Origin of the sequence: Sphingomonas sp. C3-2 (assembly GCF_033025475.1) — a bacterium.
Classification (GTDB): Bacteria; Pseudomonadota; Alphaproteobacteria; order Sphingomonadales; family Sphingomonadaceae; genus Sphingobium_A.
Window position 1 is genome coordinate 1,559,371 of the sequence record NZ_CP130322.1, and the last position, 22,054, is coordinate 1,581,424.

Sequence of the window (22,054 nt, forward strand, 5' to 3'; positions counted from 1 at the left end):
AAGCCCTTCACCCAAAAATGCGCGTTACGCGTTCAATGCCCTTGGCAAGCGCGGCCACGTCCGCCTCGCCGTTATAGATGCCAAAGCTGGCCCGGGCGGTCGCATGGACGCCCAGATGCGCCATCAGCGGCTGCGCGCAGTGATGGCCAGCCCGGATCGCCACATGGCTCTCGTCCAATATGGTGCCGATGTCATGGGGATGAACCCCCTTGATCCCGAAGCTCACGATCCCGGCCGAATCCTCCGGCCCGAAAAGCATCACGCTGTTGATTTCCGACAATGCGGCGCGCGCGGCGCGCACCAGTGCGGTTTCATGCGCATGGATCGCCTCGAGCCCGATCGATTCGACATAATCGACCGCGGCGTGCAGCCCGATCACCCCCACCACATGCGGCGTGCCTGCTTCAAAACGTGCGGGTGCGGGCAGATAGGTGGTCTTTTCAAACGTCACCCGGTCGATCATCGCACCGCCGCCATGCCAGGGCGGCATCGCATCGAGAATATCGGGCTTGGCCCACAGCACGCCGATGCCGGTGGGGCCGTACAGCTTGTGCCCCGAAAAAGCATAGAAATCGCAACCGATCTCGGCGACGTTCACCGGCAGGCGCGGCACCGCCTGACACCCGTCGAGCAGCAGCTTCGCGCCCACGCCGTGCGCCAGCCTGGCCGCGCGGTTCACGTCGAGCACCGACCCCAGCACGTTCGAAACATGCGCCAGCGCCACCAGCTTGTGCTGCGGCGTCAGCATCGCCTCGACGGCATCGAGGTCGATCTTGCCGTCCTCGGTCAGCGGGGCAACGTCGATCTCGATCCCGGTGCGATCGCGCAGCAACTGCCAGGGCACGATGTTCGAATGATGCTCGAGCAGCGACAAGAGGATGCGGTCGCCCGCCTTCAAATGGGTGTTGCCCCAGCTGTTGGCGACGAGGTTGATGCTCTCGGTCGCGCCGCGCGTGAACACGATCTCTTCGGGCGCGCCCGCGCCGATGAAACCGGCGATCCGTTTGCGCGCCGCCTCGAAGGCAATCGTCATCTCGGCGGAACGCTGATAGACGCCGCGGTGCACCGTGGCATAGGTTTCGCCGTAGCCCCGCGTGATCGCATCGATCACCGCGCGCGGCTTCTGCGCGGTCGCCGCCGTGTCGAGATAGGCCCAGCCCGTCGGGATCGCGGGAAAATCGCTGACATGGTCGAGCGGGCGGGTATCGGTCAGTACGCTCACAACAGCTTCTCCAGCGCGGCCAGCCCGGCTTGCTCGACACGGGCCCGCTCGGCTTCGTCGGCAATGCCGTCGAAGACGCCCGCCACGAACGCCTTCAGCATCAGCCGCTTGGCGTCCGCCGGCGGCAGGCCCCGGCTGGCGAGATAGAACAGCGCGTGCTTGTCGAGCTCGCCAACGGTTGCGCCGTGTGCGCACTTCACGTCGTCGGCATAGATTTCCAGCTCGGGCTTGGCGTTGGCTGTCGCCGTGCGGTCAAGCAGCATCGCCTTCACCGATTGCGCGGCATCGGTCTTCTGCGCATCGCGCGCCACCAAAATCTTGCCCAGATAGCTGCCCGTCGCGCGGTTCGCGAGGACGGAGCGCACCGTCTGGTTGCTCGTCGCCCCCGGCTCCATGTGGCGCACCGTGGTCACGATCTCGAGCGTCTGGGTTTCACCGCCGATGATCGCGCCGCCCATCTCGAAATGCGCGCCCTCGGCCAGCGTGACGTCGAGCGTGATCCGCCCGAACTGCCCGCCGGTGTTGAGGATGTAGAATTCGGCGCGCGCGTCGCGGCCCAGCGTGATGGTGTAATCCTCCACCGTCACCGCGCCTACGTCGCCCGCATCCTGCACGACGATGCGCGTGATGCTTTCACCCGCCGCGACATCGATCGCCTCGCGCTTGCCCGGCACATCGGGCCAGACGCGCGCCAGTGCCTCGAGGTCGCTATAGCGCCACGCCTCGTCCTTGCGCGTGGGCAGGGCAAGCGGGCTCGTCACGCCACCACCTGCGCATAGCCTTCGCGCTCCAGCTCGAGCGCAAGCTCGGGCCCGCCCGAACGCACGATCCGCCCGGCCGCCAGCACATGGACGAAATCGGGCTGCACATAATCGAGCAGGCGCTGATAATGGGTGATCAGCAGCACGGCCTTGTCGGGGCGGCGCATGATCGCGTTGATCCCCTCGCCCACCACGCGCAGCGCGTCGATGTCGAGGCCGGAATCGGTTTCGTCGAGCACGGCGAGCTTGGGGTCGAGGATCCCCATCTGGACCATCTCGTTGCGCTTCTTCTCACCACCCGAAAAGCCGACATTGACCGGGCGCTTCAGCATTTCCATGTCGAGGCCCAAAAGATCGGCCTTTTCGCGCGCCAGCTTCAGGAAGGCGCCGCCCGAAAGCGGTTCCTCGCCCCGCGCCTTGCGCTGCGCGTTCAGGCTTTCACGGAGGAACTGGACGTTGGAGATGCCGGGGATTTCGACCGGATATTGAAAACCGAGGAAAAAGCCCGCCGCCGCGCGCGCGTGCGGCTCCATGTCGAGCAGGTCCTGCCCCTCAAGGCTCGCCGAACCGCCGGTCACGTCATAGCCTGGGCGCCCGCCCAGCGTATAGGCAAGCGTCGACTTGCCCGCGCCATTGGGGCCCATGATCGCATGGATCTCACCCGCGTTGATCTCGAGCGAAAGGCCCTTGAGGATCGGCTTGCCGTCGACTTCGGCTTGAAGGTTTTCAATCTTGAGCATCTACTGTCTTTCAGTTCCGTTCGTATCGTGCGTGGCGTTCAGCCAACCGAGCCTTCAAGGCTGATGCCGAGCAGCTTCTGCGCCTCGACCGCGAATTCCATGGGAAGCTGCTGGAGCACTTCCTTGGCAAAGCCGTTGACGATCAGCGCCACCGCCGATTCCTGATCGAGCCCGCGCTGCATCGCGTAGAACATCTGGTCGTCGCTGATCTTCGAGGTCGTCGCCTCATGCTCGATCTGCGCGCTCGGGTTTTTCACCTCGATATAGGGCACGGTGTGCGCACCGCATTTGTCGCCCAGAAGCAAGCTGTCGCACTGGGTGAAGTTGCGGACATTCTCGGCCGTCGGCCCGACGCGCACGAGGCCGCGATAGGTGTTGTTGGAAACCCCGGCGCTGATCCCCTTCGACACGATGGTCGAACGGCTGTTCTTGCCGAGATGGATCATCTTGGTGCCGGTATCGGCCTGCTGGTGGTTGTTGGTCACCGCCACCGAATAGAATTCGCCGACGCTGTTTTCGCCCGCGAGCACGCAGCTGGGATATTTCCAGGTGATCGCCGAACCGGTTTCCACCTGCGTCCACGAAACCTTGCTGTTCTTGCCCTGGCACAGCGCGCGCTTGGTCACGAAATTATAGATGCCGCCCTTGCCCTCGGCATCGCCCGGATACCAGTTCTGGACGGTCGAATATTTGATCTCGGCATCGTCGAGCGCGACCAGCTCGACCACCGCGGCGTGGAGCTGATTCTCGTCACGCATCGGCGCGGTGCAACCTTCGAGGTACGAGACGTAGCTGCCCTTTTCGGCAACGATCAGCGTGCGTTCGAACTGGCCGGTATTTTCCGCGTTGATGCGGAAATAGGTGCTCAGTTCCATCGGGCAGCGTACGCCCTCGGGAATGTAGACGAAGGTGCCGTCCGAAAAGACCGCGCAGTTGAGCGTCGCGAAATAATTGTCGTGCTGCGGCACGACCTTGCCCAGCCACTTCTTCACCAGTTCGGGGAATTCGCGGATCGCTTCGGAGATCGAGCGGAAGATGACGCCCGCTTCCTCAAGCTCCTTGCGGAAGGTGGTTGCCACCGAAACGCTGTCGAACACCGCGTCGACGGCCACCTTGCGCGCGCCCTTTACGCCCGCGAGCACTTCCTGCTCGGCGATCGGGATACCCAGCTTCTGATAGGTGGCGAGAATCTCGGGATCGAGTTCATCGAGCGAATTGAGCTCGGCCTTCTTCTTGGGCTCGGCGTAATAATAGGCGTCCTGATAGTCGATCGGCGGGATCGACAGCATCGCCCAGTCGGGCGTCTCCATCGTCTGCCACAGGCGAAACGCCTTCAGCCGCCATTCGAGCATCCATTCGGGCTCGTTCTTCTTGGCGGAAATGAAGCGCACAGTGTCTTCGTTCAGCCCCTTGGGCGCGAATTCCTGTTCGACATCGCTCGAAAAGCCCCATTCATACTGGCTCAGCTTTTCGGCGGCGGCGAGCGCCTCGGCATTCTTGGTGGCCATCAAATACTGCTCCGGGAAAGTGTGGCGAGGTTCACGCCAGCAAGCGCGCCCCGCACCGCGCCGTTCACCGCCGCAAGGTGCGGCTTGACGCGGCAATCTGATTCAAGCGCGCAGTCATGCGCGCCGTGTTCGGCACAGGCCGTCATCGCGATCGGCCCTTCGACGGCTTCGATCACATCGACAAGGCTGATCGCGGCGGGCGGCCGCGCCAGCCGGATGCCCCCGCCCGTGCCACGGCTCGATTCGAGCAGCCCGGCGGCGGCCAGCCGGCTCACCAGCTTCTGTGCGGTGGGAAGCGGAATGCCCGTCTCGGCCGACAGCGTCGTCGCGGTGATCTTCGCCTGCCCGCAATGACGCGCGGCAGCCGACATCATCACAACGGCATAATCGGCTAGACTCGAAAGACGCATGGCTTCCTTGTTCCGGCACGCGGCCCAAGGCCCTGCGCGCACAATCGGACTGATTCGTTCCGATTGCCATATGGCGACGCAGCGCCGCCGGATCAAGGCACCATATGGCGGGGCCTGCAAAGCCCCGCTTTCACCCTTTCAGTCGATCAGAGCCGGCCAAAGGTGTCGCACTGCGCCGGATCACCCGTCTCATAGCCACGTTTCAGCCACTGCATGCGCTGTTCGGACGTGCCATGGGTAAAGCTTTCGGGCACCGGACGGCGGCCCGCCGAACGCTGCAGCGTATCGTCGCCGATCGCATTGGCGGCGGTCAGCCCTTCCTCGAGGTCGCCCGGCTCCATCAGGTTGCGGTCGTTCTTCGCCCAGACCCCGGCAAAGCAGTCGGCCTGCAACTCCATCTTCACCTGCAGCGCATTGCCCTCAGCCTCGCTCGCCCGCGACTGCGCCTGGCGCACCTTGTCGGCGATGCCGGTGATCGTCTGGACATGATGGCCCACCTCGTGCGCGATCACATAAGCCCCGGCGAAATCGCCCTTGGCGCCAAAGCGGTTGGCCAGCTCGTCGAAAAAGCTCACATCCAGATAGATGCGGTGATCGGCCGGGCAATAGAACGGCCCCATCGCCGCCATCGCCGCGCCGCAGCCCGAACGGTCATTGTCCGAATAAAAGACCAGAACCGGCTTTTCATAGGTCTGGCCCTGCGCCGCGAACATGTCGGTCCAGCGGCGTTCGGTGGAACCGAGCACCTTCAGGATGGTGCTGCGCATCTGCGGGTCGATGGTCGATCCGCCGGTGTCGCCCGCCGGCGGCGCGATCTGGCCCGTGGGCGCCTGCTGCACCCCGCCATTGTCGAGCCCGCCGATCAGTTGCAGCGGATTGATGCCAAAGATCAGCGCCGCCACCAGCAGGATCACGATCGTGCCGCACCCCATCTTGCCGCCGCCCAGCCGCAATCCGCCGCCGCCCATGGGGAACCCCATGCCGCCGCGCCCGCTGGTGCGGTCTTCGAAGCTGGTGCTTTCCTGTTCGTCGTCAAGCCGCACGGACCATCCCCTTCTGACGCAGTTTCGCAAATGGTGATGACGCAAAATTCCGGGTTGAGCAATGCGCCCGCACAAGCGCGGCCTTGCCCTTGCGGCAAACGCCATCCCGGTACAACAATACCGCCGCATATCATCCGTTGCCGTTCGGCAAACAAAAATATCGACAAAGAGAAAGGTGCCCCATGTTCCTGAAAGGCAAATCCGCGATCGTGACCGGCTCCACCTCGGGAATCGGCCTCGCCTGCGCACGCGCATTGGCCCATGCGGGGGCCAGCGTGATGATCAACGGGTTTGGCGACGCCGATGCGATCGAAAAGGAACGCCAGGAGCTTGAGGCGCTGAGCGGCGCGCGCGCGCTCTATTCGGCCGCCGATATGGGCGATGGCGCGGCGATCGCCGCGATGGTCGAAACCGCGCATGCCGAACTGGGCGGGCCCGATATCGTCATCAACAATGCCGGCATCCAGCATGTCAGCCCGGTCGAGGATTTCCCGGTCGAGAAATGGAACGCGATCCTCGCGATCAACCTCAGCTCGGTCTTTCACATGATGCAGCATGTCGTGCCGCTGATGAAGGCGAAGCAATGGGGCCGCATCATCTCCACCGCCTCGGCGCATTCGCTCATCGCCAGCCCCAACAAATCGGCCTATGTCGCCGCCAAGCACGGGGTGGCGGGGCTCACCAAGACGGTCGCGCTCGAAACCGCGCAGCACGGCATCACGGTGAACGCGATCAGCCCCGGTTATGTCTGGACCCCGCTCGTCGAAAAGCAGATTCCCGATACGATGGCGACGCGCGGCCTGACCCGCGAACAGGTGATCAACGATGTGCTGCTTGCCGCGCAGCCGACCAAGCAGTTCGTGACGGTCGATCAGGTCGCCGCGATGGCGCTCTATCTTTGTCGCGACGAAGCCTCGGCGATCACCGGCGCCAATATGAGCCTCGATGGCGGCTGGACCGCGCAATAACGCGCCGCCCGGCTTCCCAAGCGCCAAAGCGCTGCTATTCTCGCCGTCCAACAACCGGGAATAACGGTCGCACATGGTGCAGATAACAAGATTGATCCTGCCGGCGCTGCTGCTGGCAGGATGCAGCAAGGGAGGGGCGGCCCCCGGTCCGGTGACGCTCGCCGCGCCGAAAACCACCGACTGGCGCGGCGTGGCGACGCCAGAGGATCGCAAGCGGCTGCGCGAATGGCGCGTCGCCTTTGTTGATGCGCTCGATCAGGCGCGCGCGCGCGGGCACGACGCCGCGCTGCAGAGCGAAGGCGCGCTGGTCGATCCCGATGCCGGGGTGCGCGGCGCCCTGCCGCCGGGCCACTATACCTGCCGGATCGTCAAGCTCGGCACCGCGCAGGCCGGCACCGCCGCCTATCGTCACTATCCCGCTTATCCGTGCGCGGTCACCAGCGAGGGCGAACTCTCCAGCTTCGCCCAGCTCTCGGGCGCGCAACGCCCCACCGGGCTGATCTTCAACGGTCAGAATGGCCGCCAGATCTTCCTCGGCACGCTGATGCTGGGCGATGAGACACGCGCGCTCGATTATGGGCGCGACAGCGAACGCGACATGGCGGGCGCGATCGAGCGGATCGGCGCCGAACGCTGGCGGCTGGTGCTCCCTTATCCACGCTTTGAATCGATGCTCGATCTGGTCGAGATCACACCTGCGGCCCCGCCCTTCCGGCCTGCCGTCGCCAAAGGGGGAGAATGAACATGTCGCGCCGTCTTTTGCTGGCCCTGCCGCTGCTCTTTGCGGCCGCCCCCGCCTCGGCCGAGCCGCTGCGCGATGCCGTCGCCGCCGATATGGGCGCGCTGATGAGCCTTTACCGCGATCTCCACGCCAACCCCGAACTCAGTTTCGAAGAGGTGAAGACCGCGGCCAAGCTTGCAGCCGAATTCAAGAAGCTGGGTTTCGAGGTGACGACGGGCGTCGGCAAGACCGGCGTGGTCGCGGTGCTGAAGAACGGCCCCGGCCCGGTGCTCGCGCTGCGCGCCGACATGGATGGGCTTCCCGTTCCCGAACAGACCGGCCTACCCTTTGCCAGTAAGGCCACCGGCAAGACGCCCGAGGGGCAGCCGACACCGATCATGCACGCCTGCGGGCATGATACGCATATGACCGCGCTGGTCGGCGCCGCGCGCCGCCTCGCCGCGCTGCGCAGTTCATGGTCGGGCACGCTCGTCCTCTATGCCCAGCCGGCCGAGGAAATCGGCAGCGGTTCCAAGGCGATGCTCGACGACGGGCTGTTCACCCGCTTTCCCAAGCCCCAGACGGTGATCGCCTTTCACGACGCCGCCGGGATCAAGGCCGGCACGATCGGCATCAAGTCGGGCTATGCGCTCGCCAATGTCGATTCGGTCGATCTCACCATCCGTGGGCTGGGCGGCCACGGCGCCTATCCGCAAACCACGCGCGATCCGATCGTGCTCGCCGCGCGCATCGTCACCGCGCTCCAGACGCTGGTCGCGCGTGAGGTTGATCCGCAGGACGCTGCGGTCGTCACCGTCGGCAGCTTCCAGGCGGGCGCCAAGCACAACATCATTCCCGACGAGGCCCGACTGCAGCTGACCGTGCGCAGCTATTCGCCCGAAACGCGCAAGCTGCTGCTCGACGGCATCGCCCGGATCGCCAAGGGCGAGGCGATCGCCGCCGGCGTACCGGAAAACCGGATGCCGGTGATGACGATCGATGCCGATTATACCCCCTCCACCTTCAACACCGAACCGCTGACCGGACAGATGAAGACGCTGTTCGAAACGCGCTTCGGCACGGACCGCGTGATCGACACCCCGGCGGTGATGGGGGGTGAGGATTTCAGCCGCTTCTATCTCGCCGACAAGTCGGTCCAGAGCCTCATCTTCTGGGTCGGCGGGGTGCCGGCGGCGGATTATGAAAAGGCCGGTGGCGATCCCACGCGCCTGCCCTCGCTCCACTCGCCCTTCTGGGCGCCCGATGCGCAGCAGGTGGTGTCGACGGCCACCGAAGCCCTCACCGCCGCCGCGCTCGACATATTGAAGAAGAGCTGATCGCCCGCGCTTAACGGCCCATGGTCAACGCACCGCTACGATAGCCATGGGTCCAGGCGTAATCGCCGCTAAAGCTGAGGATCGGCTTGTAATCGCTCACCATCGCGTCGCGTAGCAGCCGGTTGGTCCGGCTATCGAGGATGTAGAGGGCGTCCCCCAGCCGTACCGCGAGCACCGCATGGTCGGCCTGACGCGGCTGATCGCGCACGATCACGAAATAGAGATCCGAAAAGGGCACGCCCGCCTTTTCCAATATCTGCATCTTGGCGATGGCATAATCCTCGCAGTCGCCTGCCGCGCGCGCAAAGGTCGCCTCGATCGGCGCCCAGTCATCGTCGCCATCGTCGACATAGGCGATCCGGGCGTTCACCCAGTTGTTGACGAGCCGGATCTGTTCCGAGCGGTCGGCCACCGCGATCTGGGCGATCAGATCGGCCCAGGGGCCGTGCGCGTCCATCGGCGCCGCGCGCACCGCGCGCCAGCGCGCATCGAGCGTGGTCGCGCCGATCGCCACCGCAACCGAGCGGAAGATATCAGGCGATGGCGGCCGGGGTGGCGGCGGCGGCGCGGGCTCGGGACAGACGGTCTCGCCCCCCGCATCCTCGCCCGGCAGATCGATCTGCAGCCCCGATCCGGGCAACACCGCCTGGGTTGAGGGAGCCGGCGCGGCAGGGCATGCCGCGTCCGCCTCGACAGCGGCGGCATCGGTGTCGGCCAGTTCCGCCGCGACAGGCACATCCTGCGCGCCCAGCGGCATGGGGAGGAGAAGCAGCGCCGGAGCGGCAAAGAATATCCGTTTCACGTCTCGACCCTGCCCTGATTACCGGGCTTGGCCTAGCCGCGAAAAACCCGTCGGTGCAAGCGCGCCGTCACCGGTGCCGCGCCGCGCGCACCCCCGCATCGATCGCCTGCTTCCACTCGGCAAGGATCGCGTCGGGCGTGTAGCGCACCATCGATTGCTGCGCCGCCTTCCCCAGCCGCGCACGCAGGCCCGCATCCGCCATCAGCCGGCGCAGCCCTTCGGCCAGCCCCGCGACATCGCCCGGCGGCACCAGCAGGCCGTTCTGGCCATCCGCCACCAGCACCCCCGGCCCCCAGTCGCAATCAAAGGAGATCGACGGAATTCCAACCGACAACGCTTCAGCCAGCGCATTGCCCCAGCCCTCGAAGCGCGAGGAGAGGACAAACAAATCGGCCTCCACAGCCCAGCCACCGGGCGTCGGCGTCAGCCCGGGCAGCGCCACGCGGTCGGCAAGCCCCAGCCGCGCGATCTGCGCCTCCAGCACCTTGCGCTCTTCCCCCTCGCCCCAGATCACCAGCCGCCATTCGGGGCAGTCGGCAGCGATCCGCGCCCACGCCTCCAGCAACAGATCGAACCCCTTTTGCGGCACCAATCGCCCCACCGCCACGATCGTCTTGTGCGCGTGGCGCCTGCGCGGCCCCATTGGCGGCACCATCACCGGATTGGGAATCACCCACTGTTTCTGGCGCGGTGATCGCGGATACCAGTCCATCGCCCCTTGCGTGATCGTCACCAGCCCGAAGGCGCGCGGGTAAAGGCGGCGCCGCAGCCAGGCCCAGATTGCCCCCACCGTCTGCAATTCGGGGTTGTTGCGTTCCGATATAATGATCGGCACCCCCGTCCCCAGCATCGCGATCAACGCCAGAATATTGGTGCGCGTCAGAAAACTCACAATCACATCGGGGTTGGCCTTGCCAAAGGCCTGCCGGATTTTGAGCACCCGTCGGATCGCGGCGACCATGCCGCCCACGCGCCCGCGCGGTGCGGGCGGCAGGCCAAGGCCCACGACCGAAACCTCGGGCGCGAACTGATAATAGGGGGCCTCCCCCGGCGCGGCGAGCGTCACCAGCGTGACCGTCCAGCCGGTCTCGACCAGCCGATTGGCCAGAATGTTGACGACGCGCTCGGCACCACCCGCGCTTAACCCCGGTAACAAAAAGCAAATATGCGGCAGGCGCACGGCCGCCTTGTCATTCTGCCATTCGCCCTGTCCGGCCGCCCCCGCCGCCACGCTCGACATAGCCGCAAATCCCCAAGAACCGGGGAAAACTAGCGCCTATCACACCTCAACGTCGCGCCACCTTCGGTGGTATCGGGGCAGGTATTTCGCGCCGCCGGGCTGTTACAAACGATTCATCTTCAGCCAGGCGCGCTTGCCGAGCCATGCCTTGTCGAGCGCAGCCTCGCTCGCCGCCGCGGCAACGCCGTCGCCCATCGCCCTTTGCGTCATCGCCAGCCCGTACAGGGCCCAGCCATTATTGGGCGCCTGCGCCAGCGCATCGAGAAAGGCCTGCCGCGCCCCGGCATAATCCTTCGCCTCATAGAGCGCCGCGCCCAGCGACTGGCTGACCGGATAATACCAGAAGGGCGGCTCCATATAGCGCACGCCGGATTCGATCGTCGCCGCCGCGCGGTAGAGCTTCGCCGCCTCGGCATAGCGCCCATGCGCATAGGCCAGGCGCCCCTGCGCCACCGCTTCGGCCAGCCGCAACAGATCGGGCGCGGGGACAAGCTGGTCGGTCATCGGCTTGAAATCGGTGGTCGTGCGGATCTTCGCGATCGCGTCGATCTCTGCACGGTTGCCGGCATCGTTGCGCTGCTGGGCATAGGCCACAGCGCGCGCATAATGCCACATCGCGGTCACATAGGGCAGGCGCTTGTCGGGCGGCGGCATCTTCAGGATCGCGGCCGGCTCGGCAAATTGAGCAAAGGCCAGATAGGGCGCGGCATCCACCGGCTGCACCCAGGGCATCGCGGCGGTCACATCGGTGTTGAGGATCGTTCCCAGCCGCCGCGCCTCGGTGATCGCGGTGCCCATATCGCCCGCCATCTGCGCCGAGGTGACGATGAAATGGACGTTATGCGGGTAATAGCCGAAGCGGTAGAGCCCCTGTTCGTGGCTGCGCTGCAGATAATCGGCATCCACCTTCGCCGCCGCCACATTGACGCGGATCGCGTCCTTGTACCGCCCCACCCGGTAGTAAAGATGCCCCGGCATATGAACGAGGTGCCCCGCCGCAGGCACCAGCGGGGTGGCCAGCCGATCGGCCGCCGCCTCGGCCTGCGCCGGATTGGCGGTGCTTTCCATCAGGTGGATATACAGGTGCGCGCCCTGCGGATGGTCGGGGGATCGTTGCACCACCTTCTCCACCAGCGCCACCGCCTCGCCGATCTTGCCCTTGGGCGTCCGGCCGTCGCTTTCCCAATAATCCCAGGGCCGCGTATCCATCACCGCTTCGGCCGCAAGCACGGCGACATCGTCATTGTCGGGAAAACGCCTGGCCACCTCGAGCATCGCGTCGGCATAGGCCAGGTCCAGCGCGACACGGTCGGCGGGCGGCTTTTCGGCATAGCGTTTCTGGATCGCCTCAATGGGGCTGCGTTCGACCGGCGTCGCCTTGCCCGCCAGCGCGAGCGCGCGGCGCGCGGCGCTGAGCGCGGGCTGGAACGCCTTTTCATCCATCGGCGCATTGATATTGGGCCCGTGCGCATAGGCCTCGCCCCACCAGCACATCGCGCAATCGGGGTCCAGCCGCTGCGCCTCGCGAAACGCGCGGATCGCCTCGGCATGGTTGAAACCGTAACTCAGCATCAGCCCCTGATCGAAGAAACGCTGCGCCACCGCGTTGCGCGTCGTCACCGGAAAATCATGGTTGCCAAGGCCCGGGATCAGCCCGACAGGCGCCTCCTTCGCGCCCGCGGCCTGAACGAACGCCGCCTGTGCCAGCCGCAAACGCAGCGCAGCGCCCGCATTTTTGCCGCCCCCGCACAACTGGCGCATCGGGCGCGTCGGATCGAGCAGGTCGAGCAATTGGGGCGACGGCGCGCCCCGGCTCTGGGGGGCGATGCCCATCAGCATCGTCGCGGCCAGGGCAAGGCAGGCAGGCTTCACCACATTCGTCATGGCACATCTCCACGAACCACGGGCGGTAAGGCCGGTTTATACCATCATCGTCCGCGCAGGTGTAGGCAGACAGCACTTCGCCCGCCGATGGCCGAACCATCGACGGGCGCGCTTTCCTCCCCAGGAAACTCTTTCGGTACGGATGCCGGCGGACAAGGGGGTCAGCCCGCCGGCACCCGTTCCCAGCAATCCGGTCAGGCGGCCTGACTGAACTGGTTCATCGTATTGTCCTTGCCACCGGCCTTCAGCGCGGCCTCGCCGGCGAAATATTCCTTGTGATCGTCGCCAATGTCGGAACCCGACATGTTCTGGTGCTTCACACAGGCGATCCCCTGGCGGATTTCCTTGCGCTGGACCCCGGCGACATAGCCAAGCATGCCCTGCTCGCCGAAATACTCCTTCGCCAGATTGTCCGTGCTCAGCGCCGCGGTGTGATAGGTCGGCAGCGTGATCAGGTGGTGGAAGATCCCCGCCCGCTTCGCCGCGTCGCGCTGAAAGGTGCGGATGCGCTCATCGGCTTCGCCCGACAGCTCGCTGTCGTCATAGTCCGCGCTCATCAGGCGGGTGCGGTCATAGGCCGAAACGTCGCGCCCTTCCTTCTCCCAGGCGTCGAACACCTGCTGGCGGAAATTGAGCGTCCAGTTGAACGAGGGCGAGTTGTTATAGACCAGCTTGGCATTGGGAACGACGTCGCGGATGCGGTCCATCATCCCCGCAATCTGCTCGATATGCGGCTTTTCGGTCTCGATCCACAGCAGGTCCGCGCCGTTCTGCAGGCTCGCGATGCTGTCGAGCACGCAGCGATCCTCCCCGGTGCCCGGGCGGAACTGGAACAGGTTCGACGGCAGCCGCTTGGGGCGCATCAGCTTGCCATTCCGGGTGATGACGACATCGCCATTGCCAACCTGGCTCGGGTCGATCTCTTCGCAATCGAGGAAGCTGTTATACTGATCGCCCAGATCGCCCGGCGTCTTCGAAACCGCGATCTGCTTGGTCAGCCCGGCGCCCAGCGAGTCGGTGCGGGTGACGATGATCCCGTCCTCGATGCCCAGTTCAAGGAAGGCATAGCGGCAGGCGCGCACCTTCTGGAGGAAATCCTCATGCGGCACGGTAACCTTGCCGTCTTGGTGGCCGCACTGCTTTTCGTCGGACACCTGATTCTCGATCTGCAGCGCGCAGGCGCCCGCCTCGATCATCTTCTTGGCGAGAAGATAGGTCGCCTCGGCATTGCCGAACCCGGCGTCGATATCGGCAATGACCGGGACGACATGCGTCTCGAAATTCTCGATCCGGTCGAGAACGTCCTTTTCCTTGGCCGCATCGCCCTGTTCACGCGCCGCGTCCAGTTCGCGAAACAGCAGGTTCAGCTCGCGCGAATCCGCCTGACGCAGGAAGGTGTAGAGTTCCTCGATCAGCGCGGGGACGCTCGTCTTCTCGTGCATCGACTGGTCGGGCAGCGGACCAAATTCGCTGCGCAGCGCCGCGACCATCCAGCCCGACAAATAGAGATATTTGCGCTTGGTGGTGCCGAAATGCTTCTTGATCGAAATCATCTTCTGCTGGGCGATGAAACCGTGCCAGCAGCCGAGCGACTGGGTGTAGTTGGCAGGATCGGCGTCATAGGCGGCCATGTCCTGGCGCATGATCTTCGCGGTGTAGCGCGCGATGTCGAGCCCGGTGCGGAAACGGTTCTGCAGGCGCATACGCGCGGCGGCTTCGGCGCCGATCGCGTTCCATGCTTCGCCCTTGGACTCGATGAGCCGGTTCAACTGGGTGATTTCTTCCTGGTACGACATGGTCCTCGTCTTTCGTAGCCGTGAGCCTGAGCCGTGGTGCCCGAACAGCGCCGCTTGCCCTTGAAAGAAAATTGACAACCAAACGCCCGATTCGCGAGCAATACCGCTCAAAATTCGTGTACCAGCGTGCGCGAAATGACGGTTTTCGTTTGTCACATTGTATGATTTTTGACAAAATCCCCGGCCATGGCAGAGCAAAAGCTTTTCGCAGGACATGCGATCAAACGTCTCCGGCGCGGCATCGGCGTCACCCAGATGGCGATGGCCGAGATGCTCGATATCTCCGCCAGCTATCTGAACCTGATCGAACGCAACCAGCGCCCGCTTTCGGCCGCGCTGCTGCTCCGCCTCGCCCAGCAGTTCGATTTCGATCCGCGCACGCTTGCCGCCGATGAACCCGGCGGCGGCGCGCAGGCCATTCGCCGCCGCCTCGCCGATCCGCTCTTTGCCGATCTCGAGATCGACCGGACCGAGGTGGAGGAATGGCTCGCCGCCGCCCCGCGCGCCGCCGAGGCCTTTGCCCGCGCCTTTGATCGGCTGCACACGGCCGGCCCCGCCGCCGAGAGCGGCGCTGAGGCCGACAGCCTTACCACCGTCCGGCGCGAGATCGCGCGCTGGCGCAACCATTTCGCCGATCTCGACGCGCAGGCCGAAACGCTGGCCGACGAACTGCGCCTCGGCGCGGGCGATCTCTACGGCGCGATCGCCGATCGGCTGCGCACGCGCCACCAGCTCTCGATCCGCATCCTCCCCTTCGACGTGATGCCCGATCGGCTTCGCCGGCTCGATCTCCATGCGCGCCAGCTCCAGCTTTCCGAAATGCTCGATCCTGCCTCGCGCACCTTTGCCGCGGGCTATCAGCTCGCCCAGAACGAGGCGCGCGCCGAGGTCGATGCGCTGGTGCGCGGCGCGGGCTTTACCGATCGGATCGCCGAGCGCCTTTATCGTCGCCATCTGCTCAGCTATTTCGCCGCCGCGCTGATGATGCCCTATGCGCGTTTCCTGCGCGCATGCGAGGCGACGGGCTATGATGTCGAGCTGCTGCAACGGCGTTTCAACGCCGGGTTCGAACAGGTCGCGCACCGGCTCACCACGCTCCAGCGCGTCGGCGCGCGCGGGCTCCCTTTCTTCATGATCCGGATCGACCGCGCGGGGCAGGCATCCAAGCGCTATGAGGGCGCGAGCGCCGCGCCGCTGGTCGAGGCGGAGGGGCGCTGCCCGCTCTGGGGCCTGCACCATGCCTTTGACCGGCCGGGCCAGCTGGTGCGCCAGCTCGTCGCGCTCGAAGACGGCACGCGCTGGTTCACGCTGGCCCGCACCGTCCAGCCGCAGCGCCACCTGTTTGGCGGGGTGAATGCCGAATTCTCGATCGGGCTCGGGCTCGACGCAGCGCTCGCCGGGCGGCTCGCCGCCGCGCGCGGGATCGACCTGTCGGGTGAGGCGGTTCCGATCGGGCTTGGCTGCCGCCGGTGCATGCGTGCCGATTGCCCGCAGCGCTCGGCGCCGCCCACGGGCCGCGCGCTCCTCATCAACGAACGCGAACGGGGGCTCTCGCCCTTCAACTTCGCCGGCGACTGATCAGCCGCGCGACGCCGCGTCCAGCCGCGCGCACTGATCGGCGCTCAGCGTCAGGTCGAGCACACCCAGCAGCTCGTCCAGCTGCGCGGTCGAGGTCGCGCTCGCGATCGGCGCGGTCACGCCCGGCTGCGCCGCCGCCCAGGCCAGCGCGATCTGCGCCAGCGTCGCGCCCGTTTCGGCGGCGATCGCATCCATCACCGCCAGCACCGCGCGCCCGCGATCGTTGAAATAGGTGGCGGCGTGCTGGCCGCGCATCCGCCCGGCGAAATCGCCCTCGCTGCGATATTTCCCGGTCAGGAAGCCCGATGCCAGCCCGTAATAAGGCAGCACGCCAATCGCATGGCGCACGCACAGATCCTGCAGCGCACCCTCATAGCTGTCGCGGCTCATCAGATTATATTCGGGCTGCAGCACGCCATATGCCGGCAGCGCCTCGTGCGCGCTCACCGCCAGCGCCTCGCCCAGCCGCTCGGCGGAAAAATTGGATGCACCCAGCACGCGCACCTTGCCCGCGTTTACCAGCCCGCCAAACACCTCCATCACCGCCTCGATCGGTGTCGCGGGATCGTCGCGGTGCGCGTAATAAAGGTCGATATAGTCGGTCCCCAGCCGCCTGAGCGATTCGTCCACCGCCGCCGCGATCCGCGCGGGCTTCAGCCCCTCGCCGCCCGCACCGGGCAGCATCCCCACCTTGGTCGCGATCAGCACATCGTCGCGCCGCCCGCGCCGGGCCAGCCACGCGCCGATCACCCGTTCCGATTCGCCGCCCTGATGCCCCGGAACCCAGGCCGAATAGGAATCGGCGGTATCGATCATCGTCCCGCCCGCCGCGACGAACCGGTCGAGAATGGCAAAGCTCGTCGCTTCATCGACATTCCACCCGAACACATTGCCGCCCAGCACCAGCGGCGGCGTCTTCAGCCCGGTCTTGCCCAGTTCGCGCATCACACCCTCTCCAATCCGTAATATTCAACCAATATTTATGCGATTATTGAAATCAAATACCAATAATGCTTGCCCGGCCGCGCCGCCTTTCCTATCGAGGCGCGCATGACCGCATCACCCGACGCCCTGTCCCGTATCGCCGAAGCGCTGGAACGGCTTTCGCCGCCGCCGCGCCAACCCTCTGATGTCGAGGCGTATCCCGCCTATGTATGGCGCGACGGCACGGTGCAGGCAACGCGCACCTTTGCCCCGCTCCCCATCGATATCCTGACCGGGATCGATGAGCAAAAGGCCGCCGTGCTCGCCAATGCGCGCCGCCTCGCCTCCGGCCATTCGGCGCACGACGTGCTGCTCTGGGGCGCGCGCGGCATGGGCAAGTCGGCGCTCGTCAAAAGCGTGGTCGGCACGCTTCAGGCCGAGGGGGCCGATATCGCGCTGGTCGAGGTGGCGGGCGATCATCTTGCCGACCTCCCCGCGCTGTTCGCGCAGATCGCGCGCACGCCCCGCGCCTTTGCGCTCTTCATCGACGATCTCGGCTTCGACGATAACGGCAAGGAAGCCCGCCTCCTGCGCTCGCTGCTCGAAGGCGGTGCCGAGGCGCGCCCCGCCAATGCCCGGCTTCACGTCACCTCCAACCGCCGCCACATCGTGCCGCGCGGGATGGACGAGCAGCAAAATGCGATCAATCCGCGCGACGTGATCGACGATCGGATGGCGCTGTCGGATCGTTTCGGGCTCAGCCTCGGCTTCCACAATTGCGATCAGGATAGCTATCTCGCGATGGTCGAAACCTATGCACGGCTGAACGATCTGCCCTTCGATCCGGCCGATGCGCTGCTCTGGTCCACCCAGCGCGGCGGGCGTTCGGGCCGCGTCGCCTGGCATTATGCGGTCGAACTCGCCGGCCGCGTCGGAAAGCGCATCGGATGAAGCGCCTGTTCGCCGCCGCGCTGATCGCGCTCCCCTGCGCCGCCCCCGCACAAGGAGCCGCGCCCACGCCCGAACAGGCCTTCTTCGCCAATCTTACCGCGCTGTGCGGCCAGAGCTTTGCCGGAAAGCGGATCAGCGCCGATCCGCAGGACGCCGCGTTCGACGATCAGCCGCTCGTCATGCGGGTGGCGCGTTGCACCGCGGACGAAATCCGCATTCCCTTTTCGGTCGGCGCCGATCACAGCCGCACCTGGATCGTCCGGCTTACCCCCAAGGGGCTCAGCCTCAAGCATGATCACCGCCACGCCGATGGCAGCGAAGACAGCCTGTCGCGTTATGGCGGCACCGCCGATGGCGCCGGCAGCGCGACGCGCCAGCAATTCCCGGCCGATGCGGAGACCAAGGCGCTCTTCACCGCGCAGAATGCCACCGTCTCGCGCACCAATGTCTGGGCGCTGGAATTGCATCCGGAAAAGACATTTCTATATGAACTGAAGCGGCATAATCGCGATTTTCGCGTCGCTTTTGATCTCGCGCGCCCGATCGGCTGAGCCCTCGCTTCCAATTTTGGCGTTTTGGCGCTAAGGCGACGCGATTTTTCAGCATCCAGCATCAAGAGACTACATGGCAAAAGAAGAACTTCTCGAAATGCGCGGTCAGGTTGTGGAGCTTCTCCCCAACGCCATGTTCCGCGTCCGTCTCGAAAATGATCACGAAATCCTGGGCCACACCGCCGGCAAGATGCGCAAGAATCGCATCCGCGTTCTGGTGGGCGACGAAGTGCTCGTCGAACTGACCCCCTATGATCTGACCAAGGGTCGGATTACCTACCGCTTCAAATAAGCTGCGCTTGTGCCCACCGGAATCTCCTCCGGCGCCACCGGCCAGACCATCGAAGCTGCCAGCGCGGCACCGTTCATCCTGGCATCGGCTAGCCCGCGCCGGCTGGACTTGCTCGCGCGTATCGGCGTCGTGCCCGATCGGGTCGACCCGGCCGATATCGATGAAACGCCGCGCCCGGCCGAACGCCCCGCCGATTATGCGCGCCGCATGGCCGCCGAAAAGGCCGCCGCCGTGCACGCGCGGCACAAGGGTGCATGCATCCTCGCGGCGGACACCGTCGTCGCCGTCGGCCGCCGCATCCTGCCCAAGGCGGAAAGCGTGGACGAGGCGCGCCAGTGCCTTTCGCTGCTGTCCGGCCGCCGGCACCATGTGCTGTCGGCCGTCTGCGTGATCGACGCTGCGGGCACCGCGCGCGCGCGGCTTTCGGATACGAGCGTCATCTTCAAGCGCCTCACCGCGCACGAGATCGACGAGTATATCGCCAGCAACGAATGGCACGGCAAGGCGGGCGGCTACGCCATTCAGGGCCATGCCGAAGCGCTTGTCCGCCACCTTGCGGGCAGCCATTCGGGCGTTGTCGGCCTGCCGCTCTTCGAAACCCGCGCGCTGCTGGCCGCCGCCGGGCAGCGCCTTGGCTGAGTGGCTTTACGAACGGGGGATCGGCGAAGACCGCGCCGCCCTCGTCGTCGATGACAGCATTGTCGAAGCGCATATCGAACGCACCGGGGCCAGCGTGCGCGCGGGCACCATCGCGCTCGCGCGGCTGACCCGAATCCTCATCCCCGCCCGGCGCGGCATCGCCACGCTCGCGGATGGCGAGGAAATCCTGCTAGAACCGCTTCCGCCCAAATTGTCCGAAGGGCGCGAACTCCTCGTCGAAATCCTGCGCGGCCTCATCCCCGAGTCCGGCCGCGCCAAACTCGCCAAGGCGCGCCCCGCCGCGGCCGACGCCGTCCCCACGCCCGGCCCGGCGCTGCGCGAACGCCTTGCTGGCAGCGGCCATCCGGTGCGCGAACTCCTCCCCTATGATCCCGACCTGCTCGAACGCGCGGGCTGGGGCGAATTGCTCGAGGAAGCCCAGCTTGGCGAGATCGCTTTCGCCGGGGGCGGACTGCGCCTCTCGCTCACGCCCGCCATGGCGCTTTTCGATGTCGATGGCACGCTAGCCCCCGAACAGCTCGCCATTGCCGGTGCACGCGCCGCCGGGCGGGCGATCCGGCGTTTCGGGCTGGCGGGCTCGATCGGCATCGATCTGCCAACCATCGGCGGCAAGGCCGAACGCCAGGCCGCCGCCACCGCGCTCGATGCCGAGGTGCCCCAGCCCTTTGAGCGCACCGCCGTCAACGGCTTCGGCTTTCTGCAACTGGTGCGCCGCCGCACCCATGCCGCCCTTCCCGAATTGCTGCAGGGCGATCCCGTGCTGGCGGCCGCGCTCAGCCTCCTGCGCCAGGCCGAACGCGCGCCCGGCCACGGGGCCCGCACGCTCAGCGCCGCCGCATCCGTGATCGCGGTGATCGAATCACATCCCGAATGGGTTGCCGAGCTCGCACGGCGCATCGGTGCGTCTGTGTCCTTGCGCGCCGCGCCCGGCCTCGCCATATCGGCGGGGCATGTCAGTAGCGAACACCCCTAAGAAGAAGCGCGGCGGCTGCCCCGTATGCGGGCAGGCAAGCATTGCCGAGCACAAGCCGTTCTGCAGCCGTGGCTGCCGCGACCGCGATCTTTTGCAATGGCTTGGCGAGGGATATCGGATCCCCGGCCCCTCCGTCGAAACAACTTTTGAAAAAAACGACATGAACGGGCTAGACAGGGACGACTAACCCCCTCTATAGGCGCGGCTCCGCACGACGGAACATGCCCAAGTAGCTCAGTTGGTAGAGCATGCGACTGAAAATCGCAGTGTCGGTGGTTCGAATCCGCCCTTGGGCACCATCCCCTTAAATCGATGATGCAAAGATCGGTCCCGAACCGATCGTACAGGCTTGCGCCGTACCCATCGGGGCACGGCGCATGGCCCAAAAGCCCGCTCAGAGGCGCACGAGCATCTTTCCGGTATTTGCGCCCCGAAACAGCCCCAGAAACGCGTCGGGCATCGATTCCAGCCCGTCATGGATCGTTTCGCGCGATTGCATCCGTCCGGCGCGCACCCATTCGCCCATATCGGCCTGAAACTCGCCCATATGCGCGAGGTAATCGGTGAAGATGAAACCCTGCATCCGGATTCGCGCCGATACCAGCCGAATCAGGTAGCGCATCTCCTGCGGCTTGCCGTCGTTATAGACGTCGATCATCCCGCACATCGCAAAGCGCGCAAAGTCGCGCGCCAGCGCGCAGGCGGCGTCCAGATGCTCGCCGCCGACATTGTCGAAATAGACGTCGATCCCGCCCTTGCCGTGCGCCTTGGCGGCTTCCGCCAGTTGCGGCAGCACCGGGCCCGCCTTGTAATCGATGCAGGCCGCCGCCCCCAATTCACGCACCCACGCGCATTTCTCGGGCCCGCCCGCCGATCCGATCACCGTCATGCCCTTGTTGCGCGCGATCTGGACGACCGCCGACCCGACCGCCCCGGCAGCAGCCGATACGAACACGACATCGCCCTCGCGCGCCTCGGCCACCTTCAGCAGCCCGAAATAGGCGGTCGCCCCGGTGAGCCCGAGATTGCCGAGCCAATGATGCAGCGGAACGCCGATCTCGGGCAGCTTTTGCGGCATCAGCTCGGGGCCGACAACCGCCTCGTCGCGCCAGCCCGCCATGTGCAGCACCTGCGCGCCGACCGGGAAATCGCCATTGGCGCTGTCGATCACGGTGCCGACCGCACCGCCCTGCATCGGCGCGTCGATCGCAAAGGGCGGGACATAGCTTTTCACATCGCTCATCCGCCCGCGCATATAGGGGTCGACCGAAAGCCATGCGTTGCGCACGCGGAACTGCCCCTGCGCCAGCGGCACGTCGGGCAATTCCTTCAGCTCGAAATTTTCGGGACCGGGCATTGCGACGGGGCGCGACTTCAGGTGCCAGGCACGGGCCATGAACCTCTCTCCCTTGTTCCTCGGGCCGCATATCGGCGACTCCGGAAAAAGGGTTTTAACCCGAAACCAATCTGGTGCAAATCGCGGCACTGACCGTCCGGAAACCGTTGCAACACGGGCGCTGGAAGGATAAAACTGCGCGCGTGCCCATAGGGCGCGATGGGGCGGGGCTGTAGCTCAGATGGGAGAGCGCTGCAATCGCACTGCAGAGGTCAGGGGTTCGATTCCCCTCAGCTCCACCAGCCCCCTCGCCAAACGCACCGCCGCGCGTCGCCCCGCAAAACATTGTCAAAATCA

At 65.7% G+C, this 22,054-nt stretch carries 22 protein-coding genes and 2 tRNA genes; 12 read left to right on the plus strand and 12 right to left on the minus strand.

The window, feature by feature from the left end:
• Positions 1-7 precede the first annotated feature (7 nt).
• The 6 genes from QYC26_RS07595 to QYC26_RS07620 all read right to left on the minus strand — a co-directional run bounded on the left by QYC26_RS07595 (position 8) and on the right by QYC26_RS07620 (position 5,684).
• Complete coding sequence (locus tag QYC26_RS07595) at positions 8-1,222, minus strand: cysteine desulfurase (protein WP_317514787.1); 1,215 nt, start codon at positions 1,220-1,222, stop codon at positions 8-10.
• Positions 1,219-1,983, minus strand: a complete 765-nt coding sequence (locus tag QYC26_RS07600; RefSeq protein WP_317514788.1) for a SufD family Fe-S cluster assembly protein — start codon at positions 1,981-1,983, stop codon at positions 1,219-1,221. The genes QYC26_RS07595 and QYC26_RS07600 overlap by 4 nt, the downstream gene beginning before the upstream one ends.
• Complete coding sequence (gene sufC, locus QYC26_RS07605) at positions 1,980-2,723, minus strand: Fe-S cluster assembly ATPase SufC (protein WP_317514789.1); 744 nt, start codon at positions 2,721-2,723, stop codon at positions 1,980-1,982. Before sufC ends, QYC26_RS07600 begins: the two co-directional genes overlap by 4 nt.
• 38 nt (positions 2,724-2,761) lie before the next feature.
• Entirely contained in the window at positions 2,762-4,231 is a 1,470-nt protein-coding gene (gene sufB / locus QYC26_RS07610) for a Fe-S cluster assembly protein SufB (RefSeq protein WP_317514790.1), read from the minus strand.
• On the minus strand, positions 4,231-4,641 hold the full coding sequence (locus QYC26_RS07615; RefSeq protein WP_317514791.1) for an Rrf2 family transcriptional regulator: 411 nt from the start codon (positions 4,639-4,641) through the stop codon (positions 4,231-4,233). Before QYC26_RS07615 ends, sufB begins: the two co-directional genes overlap by 1 nt.
• A 146-nt stretch (positions 4,642-4,787) precedes the next feature.
• Complete coding sequence (locus QYC26_RS07620; protein WP_317514792.1) at positions 4,788-5,684, minus strand: neutral zinc metallopeptidase; 897 nt, start codon at positions 5,682-5,684, stop codon at positions 4,788-4,790.
• A 182-nt stretch (positions 5,685-5,866) separates the two neighbouring features.
• On the opposite strand from QYC26_RS07620, the gene QYC26_RS07625 reads away from it, so the two are divergent.
• The 3 genes from QYC26_RS07625 to QYC26_RS07635 all read left to right on the plus strand — a co-directional run bounded on the left by QYC26_RS07625 (position 5,867) and on the right by QYC26_RS07635 (position 8,710).
• Positions 5,867-6,652 carry a 3-hydroxybutyrate dehydrogenase gene (locus QYC26_RS07625; RefSeq protein WP_317514793.1) on the plus strand — a complete coding sequence of 262 codons (786 nt, stop codon included), beginning with the start codon at positions 5,867-5,869 and terminating at the stop codon, positions 6,650-6,652.
• A 73-nt stretch (positions 6,653-6,725) separates the two neighbouring features.
• The gene (locus QYC26_RS07630) at positions 6,726-7,394 is read left to right on the plus strand and encodes a DUF4893 domain-containing protein (protein WP_317514794.1); all 669 of its coding nucleotides are present in this window, start codon (positions 6,726-6,728) and stop codon (positions 7,392-7,394) included.
• A 2-nt stretch (positions 7,395-7,396) separates the two neighbouring features.
• Complete coding sequence (locus QYC26_RS07635; RefSeq protein WP_317514795.1) at positions 7,397-8,710, plus strand: amidohydrolase; 1,314 nt, start codon at positions 7,397-7,399, stop codon at positions 8,708-8,710.
• A 10-nt stretch (positions 8,711-8,720) separates the two neighbouring features.
• On the opposite strand, the gene QYC26_RS07640 is transcribed toward QYC26_RS07635, so the two are convergent.
• From QYC26_RS07640 to QYC26_RS07655, 4 genes are all read right to left on the minus strand, one after another.
• The gene (locus tag QYC26_RS07640) at positions 8,721-9,512 is read right to left on the minus strand and encodes a transglutaminase-like cysteine peptidase (RefSeq protein ID WP_317514796.1); all 792 of its coding nucleotides are present in this window, start codon (positions 9,510-9,512) and stop codon (positions 8,721-8,723) included.
• 67 nt (positions 9,513-9,579) lie between these two features.
• Entirely contained in the window at positions 9,580-10,752 is a 1,173-nt protein-coding gene (locus tag QYC26_RS07645; RefSeq protein ID WP_317514797.1) for a glycosyltransferase family 4 protein, read from the minus strand.
• 102 nt (positions 10,753-10,854) lie between these two features.
• Complete coding sequence (locus tag QYC26_RS07650) at positions 10,855-12,636, minus strand: hypothetical protein (RefSeq protein ID WP_317514798.1); 1,782 nt, start codon at positions 12,634-12,636, stop codon at positions 10,855-10,857.
• A 194-nt stretch (positions 12,637-12,830) separates the two neighbouring features.
• Entirely contained in the window at positions 12,831-14,432 is a 1,602-nt protein-coding gene (locus QYC26_RS07655; RefSeq protein WP_317514799.1) for an isocitrate lyase, read from the minus strand.
• Positions 14,433-14,618: 186 nt separating this feature from the next.
• On the opposite strand from QYC26_RS07655, the gene QYC26_RS07660 reads away from it, so the two are divergent.
• The gene (locus QYC26_RS07660; RefSeq protein WP_317514800.1) at positions 14,619-16,010 is read left to right on the plus strand and encodes a short-chain fatty acyl-CoA regulator family protein; all 1,392 of its coding nucleotides are present in this window, start codon (positions 14,619-14,621) and stop codon (positions 16,008-16,010) included.
• Here the strand turns inward: QYC26_RS07660 and QYC26_RS07665 are convergent, their stop codons facing one another.
• On the minus strand, positions 16,011-16,955 hold the full coding sequence (locus QYC26_RS07665) for an aldo/keto reductase (protein WP_317515024.1): 945 nt from the start codon (positions 16,953-16,955) through the stop codon (positions 16,011-16,013).
• A gap of 105 nt (positions 16,956-17,060) precedes the next feature.
• Between QYC26_RS07665 and QYC26_RS07670 the strand changes: the two genes are divergently transcribed.
• From QYC26_RS07670 to QYC26_RS07700, 7 genes are all read left to right on the plus strand, one after another.
• Positions 17,061-17,885, plus strand: a complete 825-nt coding sequence (locus tag QYC26_RS07670) for an ATP-binding protein (protein WP_317514801.1) — start codon at positions 17,061-17,063, stop codon at positions 17,883-17,885.
• Positions 17,882-18,436 (plus strand): hypothetical protein, encoded by a 555-nt coding sequence (locus tag QYC26_RS07675; RefSeq protein ID WP_317514802.1) that lies wholly within the window; start codon positions 17,882-17,884, stop codon positions 18,434-18,436. Before QYC26_RS07670 ends, QYC26_RS07675 begins: the two co-directional genes overlap by 4 nt.
• A gap of 73 nt (positions 18,437-18,509) precedes the next feature.
• Entirely contained in the window at positions 18,510-18,728 is a 219-nt protein-coding gene (gene infA / locus QYC26_RS07680; protein WP_003049127.1) for a translation initiation factor IF-1, read from the plus strand.
• 48 nt (positions 18,729-18,776) lie between these two features.
• A complete protein-coding gene (locus QYC26_RS07685; protein WP_317515025.1) occupies positions 18,777-19,367 on the plus strand; it encodes a Maf family protein in 591 nt (196 codons plus the stop codon).
• Positions 19,360-20,361 carry a ribonuclease gene (locus QYC26_RS07690; RefSeq protein WP_317514803.1) on the plus strand — a complete coding sequence of 334 codons (1,002 nt, stop codon included), beginning with the start codon at positions 19,360-19,362 and terminating at the stop codon, positions 20,359-20,361. Before QYC26_RS07685 ends, QYC26_RS07690 begins: the two co-directional genes overlap by 8 nt.
• Positions 20,339-20,548 carry a DNA gyrase inhibitor YacG gene (locus tag QYC26_RS07695; RefSeq protein WP_317514804.1) on the plus strand — a complete coding sequence of 70 codons (210 nt, stop codon included), beginning with the start codon at positions 20,339-20,341 and terminating at the stop codon, positions 20,546-20,548. The genes QYC26_RS07690 and QYC26_RS07695 overlap by 23 nt, the downstream gene beginning before the upstream one ends.
• 36 nt (positions 20,549-20,584) lie before the next feature.
• A tRNA-Phe gene (locus QYC26_RS07700) sits at positions 20,585-20,660 on the plus strand.
• 95 nt (positions 20,661-20,755) lie between these two features.
• Here QYC26_RS07700 and QYC26_RS07705 read toward each other — a convergent pair.
• Complete coding sequence (locus tag QYC26_RS07705) at positions 20,756-21,757, minus strand: NADP-dependent oxidoreductase (protein WP_317514805.1); 1,002 nt, start codon at positions 21,755-21,757, stop codon at positions 20,756-20,758.
• Positions 21,758-21,923: 166 nt separating this feature from the next.
• Here QYC26_RS07705 and QYC26_RS07710 point away from each other — a divergent pair.
• Positions 21,924-21,999, plus strand: a tRNA-Ala gene (locus QYC26_RS07710).
• Positions 22,000-22,054 lie beyond the last annotated feature (55 nt).

Coding starts and splice junctions, on each gene's coding strand:
- sufC (WP_317514789.1), bottom strand. CDS start 2,723: ATGCTCAAGATTGAAAACCTTCAAGCCGAAGTCGACGGCAAGCCGATC.
- sufB (WP_317514790.1), bottom strand. CDS start 4,231: ATGGCCACCAAGAATGCCGAGGCGCTCGCCGCCGCCGAAAAGCTGAGC.
- QYC26_RS07615 (WP_317514791.1), bottom strand. CDS start 4,641: ATGCGTCTTTCGAGTCTAGCCGATTATGCCGTTGTGATGATGTCGGCT.
- QYC26_RS07625 (WP_317514793.1), top strand. CDS start 5,867: ATGTTCCTGAAAGGCAAATCCGCGATCGTGACCGGCTCCACCTCGGGA.
- QYC26_RS07630 (WP_317514794.1), top strand. CDS start 6,726: ATGGTGCAGATAACAAGATTGATCCTGCCGGCGCTGCTGCTGGCAGGA.
- QYC26_RS07635 (WP_317514795.1), top strand. CDS start 7,397: ATGTCGCGCCGTCTTTTGCTGGCCCTGCCGCTGCTCTTTGCGGCCGCC.
- QYC26_RS07645 (WP_317514797.1), bottom strand. CDS start 10,752: ATGTCGAGCGTGGCGGCGGGGGCGGCCGGACAGGGCGAATGGCAGAAT.
- QYC26_RS07650 (WP_317514798.1), bottom strand. CDS start 12,636: ATGACGAATGTGGTGAAGCCTGCCTGCCTTGCCCTGGCCGCGACGATG.
- QYC26_RS07655 (WP_317514799.1), bottom strand. CDS start 14,432: ATGTCGTACCAGGAAGAAATCACCCAGTTGAACCGGCTCATCGAGTCC.
- QYC26_RS07660 (WP_317514800.1), top strand. CDS start 14,619: ATGGCAGAGCAAAAGCTTTTCGCAGGACATGCGATCAAACGTCTCCGG.
- QYC26_RS07665 (WP_317515024.1), bottom strand. CDS start 16,955: ATGCGCGAACTGGGCAAGACCGGGCTGAAGACGCCGCCGCTGGTGCTG.
- QYC26_RS07670 (WP_317514801.1), top strand. CDS start 17,061: ATGACCGCATCACCCGACGCCCTGTCCCGTATCGCCGAAGCGCTGGAA.
- QYC26_RS07675 (WP_317514802.1), top strand. CDS start 17,882: ATGAAGCGCCTGTTCGCCGCCGCGCTGATCGCGCTCCCCTGCGCCGCC.
- infA (WP_003049127.1), top strand. CDS start 18,510: ATGGCAAAAGAAGAACTTCTCGAAATGCGCGGTCAGGTTGTGGAGCTT.
- QYC26_RS07695 (WP_317514804.1), top strand. CDS start 20,339: ATGTCAGTAGCGAACACCCCTAAGAAGAAGCGCGGCGGCTGCCCCGTA.
- QYC26_RS07705 (WP_317514805.1), bottom strand. CDS start 21,757: ATGGCCCGTGCCTGGCACCTGAAGTCGCGCCCCGTCGCAATGCCCGGT.